Consider the following 21,056-nt stretch of genomic DNA (forward strand, 5'->3'; position numbering starts at 1 on the left):
GGGTGGAGGAGAGGGGGCAGCTCGCCGCTGGCGGGGACGGCGATGCTGCCTGGGGATCATAGCTGTGACTGCTGGTGCGACCGATGTTGAGGCTGCAGTCCTCGGTGCGGCAATTCTTGTGGGACTTCGCCCTCCCAGGGACTATGGGGTTGAACTGGCCGTGCAATGGGCTGAATTTGGGTCCCCAATGACCGATGAATTGATCGACGAACGCTCAAGATGTGCCATTGAAAATATGGAAGTCGAGAAACTTATTGAGAAAATGGCAAAAGGATGCATATTTCCGCCAATTTCTCGAATATGAATCAAACAAATCGGCAATGAATGATCTGCTCCGTCGTGCAGGCCATGGCTGAAGGGTGGCGGCGAGAGGGCTTCCCTGCAGGAAACGTGCCGCAGGCATCGCCACTGCTGTGACTTTCATGTCACACAGCACAGCTGTCACGAAGAATACTTATGTGTTGCTTAGAGTTCCCGCAGCGGTGGCAGGAGGCTACCGTCATTCTCATTAATAAGTTCAGTTCGTATCTCTCCAATGAAAAATCAAAAAACGTGCTCGCGCATTCTGGGACTCGCGATGGGCACATTCTTCGCCTCTTCTTCCAGCTTGGCCTTGGCACAATCTTCCGTCACCATTTTTGGTGTGGTGGACGTCGGTGTCACCATTGCCAAGTCCGGCAGCAACAGGCTCAATGCGCTGAACTCCAGCCAAGGCAAGACCAGCTTGCTTGGCTTGCGTGGCACGGAGGACCTCGGCGGCGGCAACAGAGCTCAGCTCTGGCTTGAAGGCGGCCTCAACCCCGACGTCGGCACTGGCGGCAGCAGCGGCTCCCTTGGCTTCGAGCGCCGCTCCACGATCGGGCTGAGCAACAATTCCTGGGGTGAAATCCGGCTGGGTCGCGACTACACCCCCAGCTACAACATCTTCACCGCTTTTGCGGGCCCCGACACCACCACCGGTGTGCAGGCCAATCTGTTCCAGACGATCCGCCAGACTGCCTACAACGCCGCCAGCCAAAGCGGCGTGGTCGACCGCACGCGCATCAGCAACGCCGTGGGCTACTTCCTGCCGAGCGACCTGGGCGGTGTCTATGGCCAGTTCTCGGTTTCCTTTGGCGACGAGAACGCCTCTGGCTCTGGCGCAAGCAAGGCCCGCAGGTACATAGGCGGCAACCTGGGCTATCGCTCGGGCCCGCTGAACGTGGGTATCGGCTACGGCAGGATCGACGGCACCGCAGCCGTGGCTTCGCCCAGCGCCATCGCCGCAACCAGCGATCTGGAAGACCTGGTGCTGGGCGCCTCATACAACTTCGGCAGTTTCCTGCTCAATGGCGGATACAACAGCCTGAAGTGGGAGCCCGTCAACGGCGCAACCTCCGGGAAGGTGGACGGTTTCTACCTGGGCGCGACCATCCCCATGGGGCAAGGCAGCTTGCGCGTCAAGTACGCCAGCGCCAAGTTCAGCGGCAACGCCTCAGCCCTTACGCGCAGCGGCGGCAAGGCCGACAAGTATTCGATCGGATATGTCTACGACTTCTCCAAGCGCACCTCTCTGTACGCCGGGCTGGCGCGTGTCAACAACAAGAACGGCGCCAGCGTCGGCCTGATCGGCGGCCCTGCGGGTGTGGCCAACGCCGGCTCGACCGGTGTGGACCTGGGCATCAGCCACTCGTTCTGAGCGGCACAGCGCCTTTTTCAGAAACGAAGCCTTCAAGATGGGGCAGGCCCTTGCCAAGCAGGGCCTGCCGATCTGCCGATCTGCCTATCAGGCTTGCCTCTTCTTCTCAAGACCTACTCGCCATGCGACCCCCCACTTCTTCTTCCTGCCTGATGGCAGTGATCGCCGCCGCGGCTGCCTTGCTGAGCGCCTGCGCTGACACCCGCCCGATCCAGGCCGCCGGCTCCGAGACGGTGACGCAGACCACCGGCGTCGGCAGCATCCGCGCCACCGTCACGCGCCAGGACGTCCAGTTCGACGGCAGGTTCTATTTCCCCTACGAAGGCCAACACCCCGCCACCAAGGCCGATTTTCCCAAGGGCTTTCTGCCAGCCTACGGTTCGGGCCTGGCCTTGAAGGGCAGGCGTGCCGACGGCACGCTGGAGTTCTACGCCATCACCGATCGCGGCCCGAACGCGACCACCGGCCCGGTCACGCAGATCACCGACGGCTCCAATCCCGCGGGCTTTGCCAGTTCCACGGTGTTTCCCTCGCCCAACTTCACTCCGTCCATCGGCGTGATCGCCCTCGGAAAGGACGGAGCCAGGCTCGTCTCCACCCTGCCGCTCAGATTCAGCGCCACACAGAACGCCAACGGCCGCGTGCAGCCACGGGGCATCACAGGCAACACGGGCGAGCAAGTCCTGGACGACTCCTTCACCTATCCCGGCAAGGCCAAGGGCTACAGCGAATTCGGCCTGGACACAGAATCCGTGGTGGTGGATGCCGCACGCAATGTGCTGTGGGTGTCCGACGAATACGGACCCTTCATCGTGAAGATCGACCCGGCGACCGGCATCATCCAGAAGAAATACGGGCCCGGCACTGGCGCGGCCGATCTGCCGGCCATTCTCGCCAAGCGCCGCGCCAACCGTGGCATGGAGGGGCTGAGCATCGATGCGGCCAGCGGCAAGCTGCACGGTTTCCTGCAAAGCCCCCTGGACGACGGCAAGGCCGACTACACCACCGCTGCCGTTGCCGACGCCACAGGCAAGTCGGAGAACGTGCGCGACTACGCCCGCTTTGTGCGCTGGGTGGAATTTGACCCGACCACCGAGAAAACCCGCCTGTTTGCCTTGCCCGTGGACAGCCGCTGGTACAACCAAGGCAAGACCGGCAATGCCAAGCTGGGTGATGTGGTCTCACTGGGCAAGGGGAAATTCATCGCCATCGAGCAAGGCACGGGCAAGGACAAGAAAGTCTTCAACGACCTGGTTCTGATCGAGTTTCCGGCCAACGCCACCGACATCACCGCGCTGGGCTCCGACCTGGAAAAGAGCAGCCTGACTGGCAAGCCGGTCAATGGCTCGGACTATTCCAAGGTCGTGACGCTCAAGAAGACCCGGCTCTTCAACCTGAACGCCACCGGCTGGGTGGCCGAGAAGGCCGAAGGCTTGGCACTGGTCGATGACTACACGTTGGCGCTGACCAACGACACCGACTTCGGTGTTTCGCTGGCCGTGCTGGACGCCAGCGGCAAGGAAATCGAAGGCTCGGACGTCACCAAATGCATGGTGGACGCCGAAGGCAAGATCGTGAACGACGGCCAATGCGCCAAGGGCGCGGCGAGCCTGCGCTTTACCACCAATGACGTCAACGATCGCACGCAGCGACTTTGGACCTTTGGGTTCAGCAAGAAGCTGAGCGAATACGGCGCTCCCTGAGCGACTGGACTACGACTGCGACTGCATGGCATAGGCAAGACAGCGGGGCCACGGCGATCCAGGGCGGTTCGTCCAGCGCGAAGGCGCTGCGACGGGCCGCAACGCTGATGCCGCTTCCTCTGGCATCTGCACGGAGCAGCGCCGCCGTTGCGGCGCAAGTGTGGGCTTGCCGCAATGACTGGTCCTTTCGACCTTCGGCAGTGTTCCGGCATTGCCCAAAGCGGTAGTCGTTGAGTGCGTAGATGACAGGCATACGTCCGAGCCAAGCACTTTCACAATCAAATCCCCCTCTGCTTGGTCATTTCAAAAGCGCCCTCGGATTCCATACTGGTTTCCCCGTGAATCGAGGAAATTCAACAGTGAGCAGTGACCCGTTCAGAATCCCTCTCGGATTTTCGATGGCTTGGGATTGACTAGTCATCGAATTCCTGAAGAGACAGCGCGTGCGGTATCCTCAGCCGCTCTGTGGAGGAGAAGAAAGTGGCGGTACTGATTCCTGCGATGGGGGCGTGCGCTGGGCGCATGACGCCCGGCGAGCGACGGCTGGCCGAGCGTTTGGAGCAAAAGCTCGAAGACGATTACATGCTTTGGTATGACGTGCCCATCGGCCCCAAGCAGACGCATCCTGACTTTGTCGTCATTCATCCACGCAGGGGCGTTCTGATTCTTGAGACCAAGGATTGGCGGCTCGAGACGGTTCAAGAGGCGACCAAACAGGCCTGGACGCTCATCGTAGATGGAAGGCCCAAGGTCGTCATCAATCCGGCAGCTCAGGCGCGACACTGCGCCATTCAAGTGGTCAATGCACTGGAGCGGGATCAGCAACTCATTCACGGCGAAGGCCCTCATCAGGGAAAGCTGGCATTTCCCTGGGGCAGCGGCGTGGTGTTCACCAACATCACGCGCAAGCAGTTTGAAGAATCTGCACTGGACCAGACGATTGATGCGCATCTGGTCATCTGCAAGGACGAGATGCTGGAATCCGTTGATGCGGAGGCTTTTCAGCAGCGCCTGTGGAACATGTTCCCCCACGCTTTCGGCAAAGCCATGTCGGTGCCGCAGCTCGAGCGCACGCGGTGGATCATGTTCCCGCAGGTGCGTGTTCCGGTGCAAGGCAGCCTTCTGCCGGAAGACGCGGACGAGCTGCCGGACATCATGCGCGTCATGGACTTGCAGCAGGAGCAACTCGCGCGCAGCCTGGGCGATGGGCATCGCGTGATCCACGGAGTTGCCGGCTCAGGCAAGACCATGATTCTTGGCTATCGTGCGGAACACTTGGCCAAGACCGCTTCGACCAAGCCCATCCTCGTGCTCTGCTACAACGAGCCCTTGGCAGTGAAGCTCAATGCCTGGTTTGCGGCCAAAGGCCTGGCCGATCGGGTGCACGCCCGCAACTTCCACAAGTGGTGTCGCCAGCAATTGGTGGCCTATGGTCAGACGCTACCCGCTCAGGGCCCAGGTATGTTTGATCAGATGGTGGAGTTTGTGATTCGCGGCGTGGACCGGCAACAGATTCCTTCCGGGCAGTACCAGGCCGTGATGGTCGACGAAGGGCACGACTTTCAGCCTGAATGGCTCAAGCTCGTCACCCAGATGGTGGACCCCGAGACCAACAGCCTTTTGATCCTGTACGACAGCGCCCAGAACATCTATGGCAAGAGCAAGGCGCGTGGCTTCAGCTTCAAGAGCGTGGGAATCCAGGCCTCTGGGCGCACGACCATTCTCAAGATCAACTACCGCAACACCAGGCAGATTCTGCAAATCGCCAACCGCGTCGCCGCCGAGTTCCTGCAACCCAATGCCCAGGATGAGGACGGTGTTCCGCTGGTGCAACCCATCAGCTGCGGCCGCGAAGGGCAGGAGCCGCTGATCGTGCGCCTGCCGAGCTTGCGGGACGAACCCGCCAAGATCGCCGAACTGCTGGCAGCGGCGCATCAGGAAGGCCACGCCTGGGGTGACATGGCCATCCTGTGCCGCGATCACGACTCCATGAACCAGTGCGCCATGGCACTTGGCCGCCGAAAACTGCCGCATCGCGTGCGACATCGCTCAGGTGACTTTGATCCGCTGGCCGACACCATCAAAGTGATGACAATGCACGCCAGCAAGGGATTGGAGTTCCCGGTCGTGGCCGTCGCAGGAGTGGGGCAGATGCCGCGTGAAGGCGAAGATGCGGCGGACGAGGCCAAACTGTTCTATGTGGCTGCGACTCGGGCGACACAAAAACTGGTCTTGACTGTGGCGGGTGAAGGGGCGTTTGCGAAGGCGCTGGTGAATGCGGGATGAATGCGGGGTGAGGGCAGGGCGAGGACAGGCACAAGTCCGTGGTGCGGTGGTCAGTGCTCCAGGCGTGGTCCCAGTAGCGTTGCACCCGCAGCGCATTCTTGAGGATGGCGCTGCGATCCGAAAAGGATTTTGCGCATGTCACCCTTCCCACTCGGATGCGCACGCCATCTTGCCACTCGGCGCATTGCGCAGGCGGTTCAGGAAATCCAACTGGCTTTTGGCCGTTTGATTCCCTTTTGCCACGGCTTGCCGCAGCCAGTGCACTGCTTCACAGCGATCCGCTTTCACCGCGGTGCCATACAGGGTTGGGCCTGCCAGAAGAATCCATGCCAGTGTTTCCTGGGCTTGTGGCTCGCCATCCCGGGGCGCCTGGCGCAGCAATGCGAGCATGGAGACGTAGTCACCCGCAGTCTGGGCCTCCAGGGCCAGTTGAAATCGCTGCTCGGAAGTGGTGGCCATGTCTAACGGCAGCGGTGCCGCCTGCGCCAGTGCGCTGGACAGGGCCGCTGCGATGAACAAGCCATGGCGTGCATGCCGGGCCAGCGTGGCAATTGGACGGAATTCGAATCGCATTTTTTGTCTCCACTTGAACTGAGTGGGTCCATCGTCTTAGCAATCCCCATCCCTGAAAATTCGGAATTTTCAAAGGCACCCTCAGGGCCACCCAGAGGCTGACTCGAATCGGCCATGCCCACCAGGCACAGGCCTATCGGCGGATGCTCGATGAAATCCGAGAACAGCGTTTTCTGGCCTGCCACCTGCGCATCGAAGGGGTTCTGATCGCTGGCGCCCGCAGCCTGCACGGCGCCGGCCTGACTGGCCGTGGCACTCGCCAACTGCGCCCGCCGCCAATCTCTTCAGAGTCTTTGACCATTGGGGGGGATAGGGCACGGCTTCGGGTGGCGGAGGGGGCAGATCGCCATCGTTGAGGGCGTCGATTCAGCTTTGGGGCTCATAGCGGTGAGCTGCCGGGCATACTTGGCTTGTCGGAGGCGTTTTCAGGAGCTATTGATGATGTGCTCGTCTATAGGCCCAGGGCAGCACTGGCAACGTTATCAGCCATCGGCCAATCGCATCGCGCGGCGCTTGAAGGCGGCCCCAAGCTTGGGACCGCGGTAAATTAACCGTATAAAAGCAATGATGAAAATTTTCTTTGTATGTATCGGGTTCATGATTTCCGGATTCACGCATGTGAGTGAAGCAACTTCACCGGCAATTCAAGATTTGCAGGAAATAAGAAAATCTGCAGATGAGTTCTTGAAGTTGGAAAACAAACGCCAGAAAACAGACTTCACCACTGCTCGTGTCAACCCAAAGATACTAGTCGAGCAATGCGCTACTCCGCTTGAGTCAGGTTGGGCACCCACAGACAATGGTCTTCCCATAAAAATCGTTCAAGTCGTCTGCAAATCTTCATTGCACGATAAAAAGGGGTGGCGTGTTCTGGTGCCAGTTGGAAAATAAATCACAACAAAACAAAAGCGATGGTTGCGCCTAATCCGGCCCAACCATCGGGCACGACAATACTTGCCTTTCCGGTAACGAAGAATTGCTCCAGTCCGGAAAATTCCTTTTTTGGAAACCTTCCAAAGACTGGTAGCCATTCACATTCCAGTTGTAGCCGCTGGTATGTTCGACCTCGACGACAGAATAACGGCATTGACGACTGCGATTTTTTAAAAGAAAAACAATTCGTTCATTGCTACCATTGAAGCTCTTTTCCAGGACTTCGTAGTGCGTCGACTTGCAGATGCTATAAGCTGAATTCCATTCGATTGTCTTGGCGCGCACATGGAGCGCACCAGAACATGCTCTTCCAGTCCCTTGAAATACGCCAGCAAAAGCATCATCAGCAGCCGCCGCCATGCCCGATAGGCTGCCGATGGATGCGAACAACGCCAAGACTGTTAGTTCACGCATATCTCTACCTTTCCTTTTCGGATCAACGTCAGAGCATAGTCAAGCTTCTTGGCATACATTGAGTCGCCGACATTGTAGTACGTTGCAATGCTTGATGTCGTGATGATCTTCCAGCCTGTAATGACCTTCTTCAGTGAAGACTTTTGGTATTTTAATACCTGTCCAGGTCTCAATACATGCGCAGCAGGATTGAGTTTTTGCATTGTTTCGACAGTGCTGCCTGTTGCTTTTGCAATCTTGGCAATGCTGTCTCCTGCTTGCACTTTCACTTCACGGATGGTGCTGTCCGGGTCTGGAACGCTCTTGACCGCATAATTCGCCATGCGCATCAACAAATAACCAATTCCGGCTCTGATGTTGTACGCAGGAATTGCTATTGCTGTGCTTGCTGTCAATTTATTTTTCCAGGCAGATGGAATGATCAGGTCTCCACCTTCTTTTCCAGACAAAAGAGAACCCAGCCCTGGATCGCCAGGATTGCCTATCTGCATTAAATTTGACCCCCACTTTCTTGCTTCCGCGCCCGTCTCGACCCATGCCATGGCCTTGATAAGCTGCCAATCGAGTGGCAAATATCCTGCTTTACCAGAGAGATGGCGGTTATACTCATTGACCGCCATCTGAATTTCACAATCCCAGGTATTCCATTTGGCATTGCCCTCTGCCTTGTTAATGCCATCCTGCCATTTTTCGAAGCCTGTCTTCGGCTGTGCTTGAGCCGCCATATAAGTCCTTTCTGGTTGAGTTGTCCATGTGATCAGCATGCTTGGGCACGGCAGGCAGTTGTTTGAGCCATACCGCCAGCAATTCTTGCGAATGGCAATCAGACTCGTGAAGTTGCGTGCGTCGGTGCTGTCTGATGGATGTGGTCGTGGCAATCGGGCGGGCGGCTCTCACTCACCGGCTGCGCCTCAGTGAGCGCCTTGGCCCGGGACTTCTACGGTAGGTGGAAGGGAGTCTGCAGATCGACGTCAACGTCGGGCAGATGATATGCAATCAAGAATGAGAGTTCAAGAACTAATTTCGAGAATCCCAATGCCTTGATTCGCGTGACGTGCCTTTTGCTTTGGTGGGCTTGTCAGAAACCGAAGCTTTCAAGAAGAATGGAAGCCATATGCCCCGCCAAGCCTATGCGCAGCTTGGCAAAGCCTGCAAACCAGCCGTGCGTTCAGCGCCGCTTGTACGGCCGCTTGCTGCTCTCAATACCTCGTCTGGCAATACGGCTTGCGATGTCCCGCTGTCTCAGATGGATGCGGCAACGTAGGTAGTCATAGCCTTTGTTGGCGTGCAGTTTTATTGGGCGTCTGTCGGCTTCAATCTACTTGATCGTGTTCACGCAGTCGCCGCCAGCAAGTCATACCGTTGCCATAGCCCAGCGACTGTGGAAGGTCTTCCCTGGGCGCCAGCAGCGACGGCACGGACCCGTCAAGCAGGAAATGGCGGTAGGCCGGATTGGACATCAACACCTGCCCACCCCTGCCCACTAGGCACAGGCCTATCGGCAGATGCTCGATGAAATCCGAGAACAGCGTTTTCTGGTCTGCCACCTGTGCATCGAAGGGGTCCTGATCGCTGGCGCCCACGGTCTGCACGGCGCCGGCCTGTCCGGCTGTGGCAATCGCCAACTGCGACCGCAGCCTGGCGCTTTCCTCGCGGAGCAGGGCAAGCTCTTCAGGCTCTTGGATCATGGGGGGATGGGGTGCTGCTTCGGGTGGAGGAGGGGGGCAGATCGCCGCTGGCGGGGACGGCGATTTTGCTTTGGGGATCATGGCTGTGAGTGGCTGGTCGGGCTGGGCTTGTGGGGGCTGTTCCAAGAGCTGCTGACGCTGATTACCGCATGCCCAGATTGGCAACCACAGCTACCACATAAATTGGTGGCTGCTGCAATGGCCTGCGTTGCATTCATCCGATGCCCTCCACGCCGCGCTTGCGCGGTGCGAGGCTGCGTCCCTCGTACATAACTTTGTGTAGAGCATGGGAACGAGTTGCGAGGCAGTCGTGTCAACGCGTTGGCTGTTGCGGGCAATGGCGCTGACTGTTGAGCATGCGGCAGCGGCTATACCGCAATGGGATGTTTGAGGGAGAGGCCCCCATGTCTGCGGAAATATCTTCATTGTGGAGTGTCTGAAGTCAACCTCCCGCTTGTAGTTGATACATCTTCCGTGAGCTCCCTCTGGTTCCCCTCCTAGCTGGCTTGATGCCAGTGCCGTGTGGTTGACGAGCCCTCAATTTGCAGATTCGAGAGCTATAGTTAGTCTTTTTTGTGTAAAACTTTAGACATCAAGAATTTTGTCACTACTGGAGCGCGCCATGCCAAAGAAAGCCATCGTCCTTCGAACCTTTGTAGCATCGCCTGGTGATGTGGCTGATGAGCGCAGCTTGCTTGATAACGTCATTTCAGAGCTCAATAGAACGTGGAGTGGTACTTTGGGGATCATGCTAGATGTGATCAAGTGGGAGACGAGCGTTCGTCCTGCATTCGATTCGGATCCCCAGGCTGTAATCAATGCTCAAATACCGAAGGACTACGACATATTAATTGGGGTTTTCTGGGGTCGAGTTGGTACGCCCACACCGAGAGCGCCTTCCGGCTCACTAGAGGAATTTGATCTTGCATATAATAGGTTTTTATCTACGGGTTGTCCTGAAATTCTCCTGTATTTTAAAGATGCGCCTATTGCTCCTTCGAAGATTGACATCCAACAGCTTCAAGGTATTCAAGAATTCAAATCGTCGATCTCAAAAAAAGGAGGTCTTTACAGTACTTTTGACGACCTTTCTAGTTTCGAAACATCGTTGAGAGCGCATCTATCCGCAGTCGCTCAGCAGTTTTCTGTGCAAATGTCCAGTACTGCTGTTATTTCGTTATCTTCAGCAATATCTACTACAAATTTGGGAGATGAAGAAGACTATGGATATCTCGACTACATAGAAATCTCTGCTGCTAAGCAAACAGAGATGACTGAGGCTATGACGGTAGTAAACGACGCAACCGTTCGCATTGGTGTTCAGTTGAATCATGGCGCGGCCGAGGTGAGTGCTCAGCAGCCAACCGATTCTCGGATAACACAGCGCTTAGTTCGCCGAACAGCCGAAGACATGAATGACTATGCAGGTATCCTACAGCAGCAAATTGCGATAATCACCCCCCGCTAGGGTAGAAGCATACGGTGCTCTTAGTAAGGCCTTGGCTATGCGGGGTGAGTTCAATACTGGTAGCGATGATCTGCAGGAGCTTATGCGCATGCTCGCAAGTATGCAAGAAGCAGCTGCTGGTGCTCAAACCGAAATGCGTGGAATGCGTGACGCTGCTCAGGATCTTCCTCGCATAACCAAAGAATTGAATAAAGCGAAGCGCGCGGTTGTCCAACAACTTGATGCGTTGCTGGCAGAGATAGACAGCACCACGTTTACGGTGAGCAACATCATGGAAGCTATCGAAAAAATGATCAGCGATGCTGCTAAGCTATAGCACTGATCGCTCTTGAAAAGCCAGTAGCTTCTGCAGCTCTATCCAGAGCTGGCTGTCGTGAGAAAGCTGTAGATTGACTAGTCAGAACTTAATCGATTGTTTGCCAAAAATTAATGCTCATTTGAATTTCATGACGTTTCCTGACATAGTTGTCTTTGATGTCTCAAGCCTGCTGGCGCTTGGTGGAGTCATTGTCGCGGTTTTATCTGCCATGTATTCCGCAAGGTCTGCGCATGCTTCTCAACGGCAGGCCTGTGCTGCCGAGGTTGCGTTGAAACAGGCTTTAGAGGAGTTAGAGCTTGCGCGCTCTACTTTATATGAGATAAAGCGCCAAAGTCGTATCGCATCACATGGGCTTCAGTTAGAGATTTTCAAAGCACTACTCCATTTCTCTGGTCAATTATCTGCGAATGGAATTAACTTCAGAAAAGATGTAGTGTGGGAAATGTGGGAGCATGCGAGAATTGCAGAGTTCTACTTTTCTGCACCATTGTCTAAGAAGCTAACTTCAATTGTTGATGCCGCGATTTTCTTGCAAAGCGCTAGGGACGAGTGGAAGCTTGACGACGCTCTCCCAGCACAGCAACGCAAGGCAGCTGTTGAAAATACGTACGATCTGTATAAAGAGCTTATGGGTGAGCTTAATGGAGCTGAGCAGCTCATGCGAGCGGAATTGCGGTTGGTGGGAGATGATGTCTAGAAAGCTATTTGTGATGGCGCGCTTCTACGAATAATCCTCGATCAACACTTTAGCATCCATAAAAAATTCATGAGAGTTTTTGGCTACAGCTACAAAATGTCTTGAAAACTAATTGCAGAGACATAGGTGGTGTTATGCCGGTGCTGGCGTTGTGTGAGCCCGTCGGCAAGGGGCGGACCTTCACTAGCACACTTGATCTGCGGAGGTAGATCGGTTTTAATAACCAAGTGACAATTTTGATGATATCGCTACATGGTGTGTTGTGTACGGCAGAAATATTTCATTTATGAATATTGAGATAATTATAATTACTATTTGCAATTGGTTACTTTGACGGTCATTATTAGTATGAGTTGTCTTATTCTAAATTTCATTAGGTAATTTTATGAGCATTGATGCCAGTTTCGCCGTAAGCATAGCTTCTGCAATAATAGCGCTTCTATCGTTGCTTGAAGCGAGGAGACTGGGTCAGATCACTAGGCTTTCCCTTCGGCAACAGTCATATGAAAAAATCGTAACTTTACCAAGCGTAGAAACGCTTGGTGTTGTTGAGATTGCAGGAAAAACCAGGGCGAAGCTTATCGTTTTTAATGAGCGAGATACACCGTATAGGGTTAATTGTGTGAAATGCTACCGTTACGATCCAAAACCACGAAATCTATCCAACTGGATTAATAGCTTTTTAGGACCTTTTGATTGGGACTATTCTCGCGAAGAAGGAGCATTTTGGAATCCTAAGGGAACATTGGACGACGATGAACATTACTCGGATAAAACGCTGCCCTTCACCTTGGTGAAGGAAAAAGAGATACTGTTAGTTACGCTTGAAGATTTCAGGTCATACAGAATATATAGGTTTGAGGTAATTACGTCGCAAGGAACAGCAAGGTGTGAGGGTGTATTACCTACCGGCCGTACATCATTGCCGCACGAGCATTCGCGAAGAATATCTTGATATATCGCTAAACCAGAAAATAAAGCTGAACTTTTCAAATATCTCCAATAGTAGGTGACTGCATTATCTTTTGGCGCTGTTTTCTCATAAAATGCTGTCGTCAACCCCAAATTGACCAATCAATATTCCTCGACGCAACTCAAAAATCGTGCAACGCTTGCCGAAAAAGGCTTGGCCGCTTAGCAGCCTTCCATGCAGAGTCTCTGAGCAGCTTTACAAATTTCCAACTATAGGTGGCGGACAGCGGTTGGGCAAAGCTGCAAGCTTTGCTATTTGGGCCCCCACTGCGTCCAGTGAACCATGGTGGCCGATACCCTCTCGACAGGAACCCCAATGCCCCAGCCCACTCCCGCCACCACATCCCCACCCAAACTCGAAGACCTCGCCATAGACGCCGTCCTGCACATGGGCGCTGCGCTGGATGTGCTGGACCTGCACGCTCGCCACAAGGTCACGGCCATCAATTGCGTGTGCCGAGATCTGCTGCGCATCTACTACGTGAAGGCCGATCAGGCGCAGTCGCTGGAGCCTGAGGACAAGGAGTTGGTGGGCCTGCTGCACGACACGGCCGTGAACCTGGGCTATGCCATTGAGGTGGTGGAGCATCTCAATGGCGATGAGGCCGACGACCCCATTCTTTATGCCGTGAGCTATCTGCTCAGGGCGGCGAAGCGGTTTGCGGATGAGGGGGTGTCGGTGGCGTTGGCCTGAGGGGTGCTGCAGGCGCGGATGGCCTGCGGATATGGCGGGGGGAAAGACCAAAAGGCAAAAAAAGGGCAAAAAAAAGCGCGCCCCATGCTGAAGCGCGCTGCCGGGTTGGGGCGGTGTGTCAGTCCTTCTTGGCCCGGATGACTTCGCCGCCCACGGCGTCGATCTTGACTTCCATGAGCGTGCCGTTGGCCTGCAGCACTTCGACCTGGTAACTGGTCTGGCCCCAGTGGGAGTCCAGTTCCGCGCTGACAGGCGTGCCCGGGGTGTGGCGGGTGGCGGCCTGGATGGCCTGCTCAATGGTGGACTTGGCCTTTTCCAGGCGCTGGCGGTCCTTGCGCTTGGCGGCGCCGTCGTTCTTGTGCTGGGCGGCCTGGCCGGTGATGGCGTTGACCCAGACTTCCACGCTGTCGCCGGCCGGGGTGATGACTTCGATTTCGTAGCGCGGGCCCATGCCGTCGCCGTCGTCCAGCTGGGCTTCGATGGCCTTGCCGGGCACGGCCTGGGTGGCGCGGGTGATGGCCTGCTCCAGCGGGATCTTGGCCTGGCTGGTGATGGTCTGCCATTCGGCCACCGACTTGGCTGCGGCGGGCAGGGCGGCGGTGGCGCAGGCCAGGGCCAGGGCGATGGAGAGGGCGGCGGTGCGTGCGAACGGGGCAGGCTTCATGGGTGTGGGCTCCTTCCGGAAATGGGGTTGGACAAGACAACGGTCGGGGCCATTGTCTCCACCGTCCCGGAGAGCGGTTGTCGGAGAGGGCGCCCTTTGCCCCCTCCTGTGTGCTGCCGGTTGATTCAGCGCAAGCTCTGCGTTCAGAGGCCCAGCACCTTGGCCACGTAGTCGGCGTCCTTGTCGCCACGGCCCGAGAGGTTGATGAGGATGTGCTGGTCCTTGGGCAGGCCGGGCGCCACGCGCATGGCCCAGGCCACGGCGTGGGCGCTTTCCAGGGCGGGGATGATGCCTTCCACGCGCGACAGCTGCATGAAGGCGTCCAGGCATTCCTTGTCGGTGACGGATTCGTACTGCACGCGGCCCAGGTCCTTGAGGTAGCTGTGCTGCGGGCCCACGCCCGGATAGTCCAGGCCCGAGGCAATGCTGTGCACGGCAGCCGGCGTGCCGTCTGCGTTTTCCAGCACGTAGCATTTCATGCCGTGGATTTCACCGGGCTTGCCCATGCTGAGGGTGGCTGCGTGGCGGCCGGGCTTGTCCGTGCCTTCGCCCGAGGGCTCCACGCCGACGAGCTTGACCGAGGCATCGCCCAGGAAGGCGGTGAAGATGCCCATGGCGTTGGAGCCGCCGCCCACGCAGGCGGCCACGTGGTCGGGCAGCTTGCCGTGTTTGGCCTGGAATTGCTCGCGCGCCTCGCGGCCGATGATGCTCTGGAAGTCGCGCACCATCATCGGGAACGGGTGGGGGCCGACCACGGAGCCGATGGCGTAGATGTAGTCCGTGGGGTTGGTGAGGTATTCCTCGAAGGCGCTGTCCACGGCCTCCTTGAGGGTGGCCGCGCCGCGCGTGACGGGCACGAGCTTGCAGCCCAGGATGCGCATCTTGGTGACGTTGGGGTGTTCCTTCTCGATGTCCACTTGGCCCATGTGGATCTCGCAGGGAATGCCCACCAGCGCGCAGGCCGTGGCCAGGGCCACGCCGTGCTGGCCGGCGCCGGTTTCTGCGATGACCTTTTTCTTGCCCATGAACTTGGCCAGCAGGGCCTCGCCCAGGCAGTGGTTGATCTTGTGGGCGCCGGTGTGGTTGAGGTCTTCGCGCTTGAGGTGGATCTGTGCGCCGCCGAGCTGCTCCGACAGGCGCCGCGCGTGGAAGATGGGGCTGGGGCGGCCCACGTAGTCGGCGAAGAGCTGGGCCAGTTCCTGCTGGAAGTCTTGGCGTTTGGTGATTTCGGCGTAGGCGGTGTTGATGTCGTCCATGGCCTGCTTGAGGTGGGGCGGGACCAACTGGCCGCCGTAGGGGCCGAAGTAGCCCTCGGTGTTGGGCATGGGAGCGAAGGCAGATGTCATGGTGTCTCCTTGATGAACCTGTGTTTACCGAGTCTTTTTCGATTATCGGGCCGAGGTCGTAGCTGGAGCTGGACTGGCTTGTGGCCCGAGGGGCGCAAGGCCTTCTTGGGCCTGCGCACTTTTCAGGGCAAGGGAGCAGTCGGTCTTCAGCGCATATCCGTCAAGTTTGTAAATGGCCGAATAGGGTTGAACGGTATTTCGCTTCAATACGGTGAAGGCGGAAGAGCACCGTGCTGCCAAGACCTTGAGGTGCGGGGAGTAGGGGCCATAGGTCCACTCTCCTGCGTCGAAGAGGTAGTCCGGCTGGAATTGGATGAGCTGATCGAGAAGGGTTTGGGGTGTGGGTGGTGCCGAGTTGGTATCGGGGCGACCAATAATGGTTCTGTTGTAGAAAATCCCGTATTGATAATTGCTGATGACGAAAATACGGCGCTGGTGGTCCACGATGTCGTCGTAGATGTTGAGAGAGTCTTTGCCAAACTGGGAAACAAAAATGGCTTGGTTGCCATCCTGGAGTGCCATTGCATTTTTCTGATGAGCCAAGTAAACGGAAAAGCCCAAAATTGCCGCCGTGATGCTGGCAATGGCCGTGCTTGATGGCTTGAAACCCTTGAAGACGGAATATCCGGAAGATTTTGAGGTTTGCGTATTTTCTGGATTCTTCTGAATGAGCAGGTGGTTGGCCAGGGCCACTGAGATGAATACCACATGCATACCATGGCGCAGTTCGTAGGAACCGACGGTAAACCATATCAGCAGATAGGGCGCGATGCAGATGGACCAGAGAATGCGACCTCGGCTGGACAGTGATGATATTACCAGTGAGGCCAGAAGCAAGAGACCTATCCCTGGGGTTTTGATGACATACTTCTGAATTGACAAGAATACCGAGGCCAGCAAGCCGCCATTTTTCTGTGCGATGTCAAGAACGCCGTGATTGCCTGTAAAGCCGGGCGCAATGAATAGCGGCCAGATGGCTGCACCTGCCATGACTGTGATGCACATGACCAGGCCGGAGGCCTTCCAACGCCAGCGCCATGCGCCATATGCCACGAGTGCAGGCAGTGTAAGCAGGCACCAGACCAGCCCAGGTTGCTTTGCAAGTGAGGCCAGCATGCCGCAGGACAAAGACAGGAGCAGCGGACGTATGTTTTCCGGATTTCTGGAGTACTGCATCAGCAGGGTGAAGCTGATGAGGATAAGAGCGCTTGCAACAGGGTCGGCATAGGCCCAGTACAGGAGATTGCCGAGGCTGAACAGGGCGGTGGTGCTCAGCAGCAGCGTCAGCCAGTTGGTGAGCTTGCTGGAGCTTTTGCCCGTGAACTCGAAGAGTGCAATGCAAACGACGGTGGCGGGTATTCCGCAAATCAACTTTGCAAGAAAATGGGGAATGTGGCTACCTTGAGCCAAAAACATGGAGCTCAGCTCATAGGAAAATAGCTGGGGATATGCGGCCTGGGTATAGTACGTGTCGTACGGCTTTCCCAGAAAGTGTTGCACGGCCCACATTCCCCAGCTGTAGATCTCGTCATGCTTGGCGAAGCCTGTGCTGGTGGGTTTGATGGCAGACTGGTATACGGAAAATAGCAGCAAGGCTGCAAAGAGAAGCGACGGCCAGTTGTCGCTAGTCAATGCTTTTGAGAGAGAGCGGATCAAGGCCAGCAGCAGGAATACGGCGACAAGTATCCACGCAAAGATATGCAAGCCTCTGGGGATGCCTATATGGCTATTGGAGAATGCAAGGCCTGCTGCCAGGCCGATTCCCATCAGAGCGAGACCAGCGTATTCTGCAGGTGAAATATCCGCTGAGTTGAATTTTTGCAGGACGCGGATCATCGGGGCGGTACGAAAGCTGAGAGGTGGAGCGCTTGCACCAATGGCAGAAAAGTCTGCCATTGGTGAAGGGAGTATCGTTTGACCTGGCGCCTGATAAACCCTTGCTCACCGTCAACACCCGTCAAACACTTGAAAGTGTAACAAGGCTTTCGGAAGGAATGAAGACTTTCAGCGCTTCAGAAAGCACTGGATCACACTTGAAAAATCCGCTCCGCCCTGGCCTGAAGAGGAATGCATGGCATAAAGTGCGCGGGCCATGCCGCCCAGTGGCGTGGAGGCCTTGACTGCCATGGCGTTTTCCTGGGCCAGGCCCAGGTCCTTGAGCATGAGGTCGGTGCCAAAGCCGCCTGCGTAGCTCTTGGAGGCGGGGGCGTTTTCGTGGACGCCGGGGAAGGGGTTGTATTTTTCCAGGGCCCAGTTGCCGCCCGAGCTTCGGCGCATGATTTCGCTGAGGACTTTGGGGTCCAGGCCGTTGGCCACGCCCAGTGCGATGGCTTCGCTGGTGCCGATCATGAGGATGCCCAGCAGCATGTTGTTGCAGATCTTGGCGGTCTGGCCCGCGCCCACGGCGCCGGCGTGGAAGATGTTGGCGCCCATTTTTTCGAGCAGGGGGCGGGCGCGTTCGAGGTCGGCGTCGCTGCCGCCCACCATGAAGGTGAGGGTGCCTGCAATGGCGCCGCCCGTGCCGCCGGAGACGGGGGCGTCGATGAAGGCAATGCCTGCGGCCTGGGTGGCCTTGGCGACCTTTTGGCTGGTGGCGGCGGCGATGGTGGAGCTGTCGATGATGAGCGCGCCCTTGGCAATGCGCTGCAGCAGGCCGGCCGCGCCGTCACGGCCGAGGAAGAGGCCTTCCACGTGCTGGCTGGCGGGCAGCATGGAGACCACGGCTTCGGCGCCCTGCACGGCGTCCTCGGCGCTGGCGGCAATGCTCACGCCCTCCGCAGCGACCTTGGCGCAGGCGTCCTTGGAGAGGTCGAAGGCCTTGACCGTGTGGCCGGCCTTGTGCAGGTTGATGGCCATGGGGCCGCCCATGTTGCCGAGTCCGATGAATGCGATCTGCATGTGCTTGTCTCCTGTGTTGTGAAGCTTGTGGTGTGTCTCAGTGGCCGGTGTCGCCGGTGTACTTTTCGCCGGGTTTCATGTCGCCGGTGTCCTTGTCGCCGTTCGCAATGTCGGCGCCGCGTTCCTTGAGCAGGGAGCGCAGGATGCCGCGATGGCAGCGCGCCTCCTGCTCGCAGTAGCAGCCGATGGCAAAGGCGCTGTGCTGCGAGAGGGCGGCGAGCAGGTCCAGGGTGCGGCTGGCGGCGGGTTCGGCCATTTCCTTGCGGAATTTGCGCACGAATTGCTGCCAGAGCTTGTCGGCCTCGGCCTGCTGGCCGTGGTCCTGCAGGCGGTGCGATTCGAGCGCGGTGTGCATGGTGTCGGGCTGGGGCGAGAGTTCGGGGTACCAGACGTCGTAGTAGTCGCGGCTGGCGAATTCGGCCTTGGGCACGCCGCGCGGCGGGCGGCGCACGGTGCCTATGCGCAGGCCTTCATCGGCGTGGCGGGGGCTGCCTAGCTGGACGATGCGGATGGGCATGGGGCTCTCCTGCAAAGGCGGCTTATTCGTCGCCGAAGATGGGGTGCTTGCGTGTGCGGCGCCCGGCCGGGGCGGGCGGCGCTGGCGGTGTCTTTGCGTCGGCGGGCGCGGGTTCGCTGGCCTGGGCCTTGCGCTTTTTCGGGGGCGTGGCCTTGGCGTGGGGGTTGAAGGCCAGGGCCTGGGCAATCCAGTGCTGCCACTGCTGGCGCGTGGCGTAGGCGGCGGGGCCGATGAAGAAGTAGCCGTCCATCTGGCCCTTGGACGAGAGCGGGCGCAGGCCCGGCGTCTCGGCCACGGCGGCGTGCTGCGAGGGCGGCAGGCGCACCAGCAGTTCGTCGTCTTCCACGCCCAGGCACAGCTTGCCGTTGACCATGAAGACATGGCAGCCGAACATGCGCTTTTCCTGCACGTCGTCGCAGCCGGCCAGGGCTTCGCGCACGGCGTCTATGAGGTGCAGCGTGGTGTCGGAGAGCGGGCGGGCGGGCATGGCGTGGGCTGGATGTGGATGGATCAGCGGATCATGTCGGGCGCATCGCCTTCCAGCATGCGCCGCGCGATGATGACGCGCATGATTTCGTTCGTGCCTTCGAGGATCTGGTGCACGCGGGCATCGCGCATGAGGCGCTCCAACGGGTATTCGCGGATGTAGCCGTAGCCGCCGTGCAGCTGCAGGGCTTCGTTGCAGACCATGAAGCCGGCGTCAGTGGCAAAGCGCTTTGCCATGGCGCAGTAGGTGGAGGCGTCGCGCGCACCGGTATCGAGCTTGGAGGCGGCCAGGCGCACCATCTGGCGCGCGGCCACGAGTTCGGTGGCCATGTCTGCCAGCTTGAACTGCAGGGCCTGGAAGCTGGCAATGGGCTTGCCGAACTGCTTGCGCTCGTGCATGTACTGCTGGGCCTGGGTCAGCGCGCCTTGGGCGGCGCCCACGGAGCAGGTGGCGATGTTGATGCGCCCGCCGTCCAGGCCCTTCATGGCGATCTTGAAGCCTTCGCCCTCGCGGCCCAGCAGGTTCTGAGCGGGTATGCGCACGTTGTCGAAGCTGATGACGCGCGTGGGCTGGCTGTTCCAGCCCATCTTCTCTTCCTTCTTGCCGTAGCTGATGCCGGGCAGGTCGGCGGGCACGGCAAAGGCGGAGATGCCGCTGGCGCCAGAGCCTGCGTCACCCGTTCTGGCCATCAGCACCAGCATGTCGGTGCTGCCCGCGCCGCTGATGAAGGCCTTGGCGCCGTTGATGACGTATTCGTGGCCCGCCAGTTCGGCCCGGGTCTTGAGCGAGCCGGCGTCCGAGCCCGCGCCGGGCTCGGTCAGGCAGTAGCTGGCCAGCTTGCGGCCGCTGGTCAGGGCTTCGCCCCATTCGGCGCGCACGGCGTCGGTGGCCCAGGTGCCCAGCATCCAGGTGGCCATGTTGTGGATGGTGATGAAGGCGGTGGTGGAGGGGTCGACGGCGGCCAGTTCCTCGAAGACCATGGTGGCGTCCAGGCGCGGCAGCTGCAGGCCGCCCGCGTTCTCGGGCGCGTACAGGCCGCAAAAGCCCAGTTCGCCCGCCTTGGCGATGGCCTCGCGCGGGAAGATGGATTCACGGTCCCAGTGCGCGGCATGGGGCGCGAGTTCGGCCTGGGCAAAGGCGCGGGCCGATTCGGCAAAGGCGCGCTGGTCGTCGTTGAGTTCGAAGTCCATGGCTGGCTTGTCTCCTGCGTTGGGCTCTGGGGCCCTTGTTGTTCTGGGGGTGGCTTTCGGCGCCTGTCAGTGCTGCAGCCAGCGCTCCAGCGCCTGCATGCGCTCCTGTGTCGCGGCCGTGAGGCATTCGTGGTACAGGCGCGGGCCTTCGGGCTGGGTTTCGCTGTCGCGCGTTGCGGCCTTGCAGCGCGCCGTGCGGCCCTTGATCCAGCCGTTCTGGTCATGGCGCAGGCCCGTGCGCTTGCCCTGGGGCAGTTGCTGCATGACGTCCAGGTAGCGGATGTTGAGCGCGGTGTCGGCCTCCTGGAAGGCCTGGACCGCGCAGGCATTGCGGCTGGCGGCGGCGGTGGAGGCCGGGTCGCAGGCTGCACCGGCCTGCGCGTGAAGGCTTAGGGGCAGGGCGGCCAGGGCGGTGAGCAAGGCGGCACCCAGGCTCCGGGAGAGGAAGGCGGTCATTGAAAAACGCATGCCGCCATCATCCCAGAGCCGGGGCCTGCCCCGGATCAATCCAGGCCCGCCCACCCGTGCA

The 21,056-nt window shown here is 58.5% G+C and carries 22 protein-coding genes and 1 pseudogene; 10 read left to right on the top strand and 13 right to left on the bottom strand.

Annotation, left to right across the window (positions count from 1 at the left end):
- From BW39_RS32085 to BW39_RS24515, 4 genes are all read left to right on the top strand, one after another.
- The coding region (locus BW39_RS32085) for a hypothetical protein (RefSeq protein WP_235264277.1) at positions 1-304 on the top strand (304 nt) is incomplete at its 5' end.
- Positions 305-577: 273 nt separating this feature from the next.
- Positions 578-1,678, top strand: coding sequence for a porin (locus tag BW39_RS24505; RefSeq protein WP_043824728.1), 1,101 nt, complete (start codon positions 578-580; stop codon positions 1,676-1,678).
- Between the two features lie 122 nt (positions 1,679-1,800).
- The gene (locus BW39_RS24510; RefSeq protein WP_043824730.1) at positions 1,801-3,381 is read left to right on the top strand and encodes an esterase-like activity of phytase family protein; all 1,581 of its coding nucleotides are present in this window, start codon (positions 1,801-1,803) and stop codon (positions 3,379-3,381) included.
- Positions 3,382-3,903: 522 nt separating this feature from the next.
- Entirely contained in the window at positions 3,904-5,667 is a 1,764-nt protein-coding gene (locus BW39_RS24515) for a DEAD/DEAH box helicase (protein ID WP_043824731.1), read from the top strand.
- Between the two features lie 138 nt (positions 5,668-5,805).
- On the opposite strand, the gene BW39_RS24520 is transcribed toward BW39_RS24515, so the two are convergent.
- Entirely contained in the window at positions 5,806-6,240 is a 435-nt protein-coding gene (locus tag BW39_RS24520; RefSeq protein ID WP_043824733.1) for a hypothetical protein, read from the bottom strand.
- Positions 6,241-6,807: 567 nt separating this feature from the next.
- Between BW39_RS24520 and BW39_RS31350 the strand changes: the two genes are divergently transcribed.
- Positions 6,808-7,131, top strand: coding sequence for a hypothetical protein (locus tag BW39_RS31350; RefSeq protein WP_152547313.1), 324 nt, complete (start codon positions 6,808-6,810; stop codon positions 7,129-7,131).
- A 30-nt stretch (positions 7,132-7,161) separates the two neighbouring features.
- On the opposite strand, the gene BW39_RS30635 is transcribed toward BW39_RS31350, so the two are convergent.
- From BW39_RS30635 to BW39_RS24525, 4 genes and pseudogenes are all read right to left on the bottom strand, one after another.
- The gene (locus BW39_RS30635) at positions 7,162-7,587 is read right to left on the bottom strand and encodes a hypothetical protein (RefSeq protein WP_081816289.1); all 426 of its coding nucleotides are present in this window, start codon (positions 7,585-7,587) and stop codon (positions 7,162-7,164) included.
- Positions 7,575-8,351, bottom strand: coding sequence for a LysM peptidoglycan-binding domain-containing protein (locus BW39_RS30640; protein WP_235264279.1), 777 nt, complete (start codon positions 8,349-8,351; stop codon positions 7,575-7,577). The genes BW39_RS30635 and BW39_RS30640 overlap by 13 nt, the downstream gene beginning before the upstream one ends.
- Before the next feature lie 422 nt (positions 8,352-8,773).
- Positions 8,774-8,893: pseudogene (locus BW39_RS31355) on the bottom strand (IS5/IS1182 family transposase); the annotation flags it as partial.
- 7 nt (positions 8,894-8,900) lie between these two features.
- Positions 8,901-9,275, bottom strand: coding sequence for a hypothetical protein (locus BW39_RS24525; RefSeq protein WP_043824735.1), 375 nt, complete (start codon positions 9,273-9,275; stop codon positions 8,901-8,903).
- Positions 9,276-9,897: 622 nt separating this feature from the next.
- Here BW39_RS24525 and BW39_RS31360 point away from each other — a divergent pair.
- From BW39_RS31360 to BW39_RS24540, 5 genes are all read left to right on the top strand, one after another.
- Positions 9,898-10,743 carry a hypothetical protein gene (locus tag BW39_RS31360; RefSeq protein WP_152547314.1) on the top strand — a complete coding sequence of 282 codons (846 nt, stop codon included), beginning with the start codon at positions 9,898-9,900 and terminating at the stop codon, positions 10,741-10,743.
- 88 nt (positions 10,744-10,831) lie between these two features.
- Positions 10,832-11,059, top strand: coding sequence for a hypothetical protein (locus BW39_RS24530; protein ID WP_152547315.1), 228 nt, complete (start codon positions 10,832-10,834; stop codon positions 11,057-11,059).
- 73 nt (positions 11,060-11,132) lie between these two features.
- Positions 11,133-11,759 carry a hypothetical protein gene (locus BW39_RS31365; protein ID WP_152547316.1) on the top strand — a complete coding sequence of 209 codons (627 nt, stop codon included), beginning with the start codon at positions 11,133-11,135 and terminating at the stop codon, positions 11,757-11,759.
- A gap of 385 nt (positions 11,760-12,144) precedes the next feature.
- Positions 12,145-12,714: a hypothetical protein gene (locus BW39_RS31370; RefSeq protein WP_152547317.1), complete on the top strand. Its 570-nt coding sequence runs from the start codon at positions 12,145-12,147 to the stop codon at positions 12,712-12,714.
- A 333-nt stretch (positions 12,715-13,047) separates the two neighbouring features.
- A complete protein-coding gene (locus BW39_RS24540) occupies positions 13,048-13,425 on the top strand; it encodes a hypothetical protein (RefSeq protein WP_043824740.1) in 378 nt (125 codons plus the stop codon).
- A gap of 118 nt (positions 13,426-13,543) precedes the next feature.
- Here the strand turns inward: BW39_RS24540 and BW39_RS24545 are convergent, their stop codons facing one another.
- The 8 genes from BW39_RS24545 to BW39_RS24580 all read right to left on the bottom strand — a co-directional run bounded on the left by BW39_RS24545 (position 13,544) and on the right by BW39_RS24580 (position 20,995).
- Positions 13,544-14,089 (bottom strand): PepSY domain-containing protein, encoded by a 546-nt coding sequence (locus BW39_RS24545; protein WP_043824741.1) that lies wholly within the window; start codon positions 14,087-14,089, stop codon positions 13,544-13,546.
- Between the two features lie 143 nt (positions 14,090-14,232).
- Positions 14,233-15,435, bottom strand: a complete 1,203-nt coding sequence (gene trpB / locus BW39_RS24550) for a tryptophan synthase subunit beta (protein WP_012205516.1) — start codon at positions 15,433-15,435, stop codon at positions 14,233-14,235.
- A 42-nt stretch (positions 15,436-15,477) separates the two neighbouring features.
- Positions 15,478-17,331: a hypothetical protein gene (locus BW39_RS24555; RefSeq protein WP_152547318.1), complete on the bottom strand. Its 1,854-nt coding sequence runs from the start codon at positions 17,329-17,331 to the stop codon at positions 15,478-15,480.
- A 108-nt stretch (positions 17,332-17,439) separates the two neighbouring features.
- Positions 17,440-18,333, bottom strand: a complete 894-nt coding sequence (gene mmsB / locus BW39_RS24560) for a 3-hydroxyisobutyrate dehydrogenase (protein WP_043824745.1) — start codon at positions 18,331-18,333, stop codon at positions 17,440-17,442.
- A gap of 37 nt (positions 18,334-18,370) precedes the next feature.
- The gene (locus BW39_RS24565; RefSeq protein WP_043824747.1) at positions 18,371-18,850 is read right to left on the bottom strand and encodes a DUF488 domain-containing protein; all 480 of its coding nucleotides are present in this window, start codon (positions 18,848-18,850) and stop codon (positions 18,371-18,373) included.
- Positions 18,851-18,872: 22 nt separating this feature from the next.
- Positions 18,873-19,337, bottom strand: a complete 465-nt coding sequence (locus tag BW39_RS24570; RefSeq protein ID WP_034393410.1) for a TfoX/Sxy family protein — start codon at positions 19,335-19,337, stop codon at positions 18,873-18,875.
- A gap of 23 nt (positions 19,338-19,360) precedes the next feature.
- Entirely contained in the window at positions 19,361-20,527 is a 1,167-nt protein-coding gene (locus tag BW39_RS24575; protein ID WP_043824748.1) for an acyl-CoA dehydrogenase family protein, read from the bottom strand.
- Positions 20,528-20,593: 66 nt separating this feature from the next.
- On the bottom strand, positions 20,594-20,995 hold the full coding sequence (locus BW39_RS24580; RefSeq protein WP_052155421.1) for a lysozyme inhibitor LprI family protein: 402 nt from the start codon (positions 20,993-20,995) through the stop codon (positions 20,594-20,596).
- Positions 20,996-21,056 lie beyond the last annotated feature (61 nt).

The sequence above is a fragment of the Delftia sp. RIT313 genome (genome assembly GCF_000632165.1).
Lineage (GTDB): Bacteria > Pseudomonadota > Gammaproteobacteria > Burkholderiales > Burkholderiaceae_C > Comamonas > Comamonas acidovorans.

What these genes read in the sequence shown, in the direction of transcription:
- BW39_RS24505 (WP_043824728.1), top strand. Translation starts at nt 578, where the DNA reads ATGGGCACATTCTTCGCCTCTTCTTCCAGCTTGGCCTTGGCACAATCT.
- BW39_RS24510 (WP_043824730.1), top strand. Translation starts at nt 1,801, where the DNA reads ATGCGACCCCCCACTTCTTCTTCCTGCCTGATGGCAGTGATCGCCGCC.
- BW39_RS24515 (WP_043824731.1), top strand. Translation starts at nt 3,904, where the DNA reads ATGACGCCCGGCGAGCGACGGCTGGCCGAGCGTTTGGAGCAAAAGCTC.
- BW39_RS24520 (WP_043824733.1), bottom strand. Translation starts at nt 6,240, where the DNA reads ATGCGATTCGAATTCCGTCCAATTGCCACGCTGGCCCGGCATGCACGC.
- BW39_RS31350 (WP_152547313.1), top strand. Translation starts at nt 6,808, where the DNA reads ATGAAAATTTTCTTTGTATGTATCGGGTTCATGATTTCCGGATTCACG.
- BW39_RS30635 (WP_081816289.1), bottom strand. Translation starts at nt 7,587, where the DNA reads ATGCGTGAACTAACAGTCTTGGCGTTGTTCGCATCCATCGGCAGCCTA.
- BW39_RS30640 (WP_235264279.1), bottom strand. Translation starts at nt 8,351, where the DNA reads ATGCTGATCACATGGACAACTCAACCAGAAAGGACTTATATGGCGGCT.
- BW39_RS24525 (WP_043824735.1), bottom strand. Translation starts at nt 9,275, where the DNA reads ATGATCCAAGAGCCTGAAGAGCTTGCCCTGCTCCGCGAGGAAAGCGCC.
- BW39_RS31360 (WP_152547314.1), top strand. Translation starts at nt 9,898, where the DNA reads ATGCCAAAGAAAGCCATCGTCCTTCGAACCTTTGTAGCATCGCCTGGT.
- BW39_RS24530 (WP_152547315.1), top strand. Translation starts at nt 10,832, where the DNA reads ATGCTCGCAAGTATGCAAGAAGCAGCTGCTGGTGCTCAAACCGAAATG.
- BW39_RS31370 (WP_152547317.1), top strand. Translation starts at nt 12,145, where the DNA reads ATGAGCATTGATGCCAGTTTCGCCGTAAGCATAGCTTCTGCAATAATA.
- BW39_RS24540 (WP_043824740.1), top strand. Translation starts at nt 13,048, where the DNA reads ATGCCCCAGCCCACTCCCGCCACCACATCCCCACCCAAACTCGAAGAC.
- BW39_RS24545 (WP_043824741.1), bottom strand. Translation starts at nt 14,089, where the DNA reads ATGAAGCCTGCCCCGTTCGCACGCACCGCCGCCCTCTCCATCGCCCTG.
- trpB (WP_012205516.1), bottom strand. Translation starts at nt 15,435, where the DNA reads ATGACATCTGCCTTCGCTCCCATGCCCAACACCGAGGGCTACTTCGGC.
- BW39_RS24555 (WP_152547318.1), bottom strand. Translation starts at nt 17,331, where the DNA reads ATGGCAGACTTTTCTGCCATTGGTGCAAGCGCTCCACCTCTCAGCTTT.
- mmsB (WP_043824745.1), bottom strand. Translation starts at nt 18,333, where the DNA reads ATGCAGATCGCATTCATCGGACTCGGCAACATGGGCGGCCCCATGGCC.
- BW39_RS24565 (WP_043824747.1), bottom strand. Translation starts at nt 18,850, where the DNA reads ATGCCCATCCGCATCGTCCAGCTAGGCAGCCCCCGCCACGCCGATGAA.
- BW39_RS24570 (WP_034393410.1), bottom strand. Translation starts at nt 19,337, where the DNA reads ATGCCCGCCCGCCCGCTCTCCGACACCACGCTGCACCTCATAGACGCC.
- BW39_RS24575 (WP_043824748.1), bottom strand. Translation starts at nt 20,527, where the DNA reads ATGGACTTCGAACTCAACGACGACCAGCGCGCCTTTGCCGAATCGGCC.
- BW39_RS24580 (WP_052155421.1), bottom strand. Translation starts at nt 20,995, where the DNA reads ATGCGTTTTTCAATGACCGCCTTCCTCTCCCGGAGCCTGGGTGCCGCC.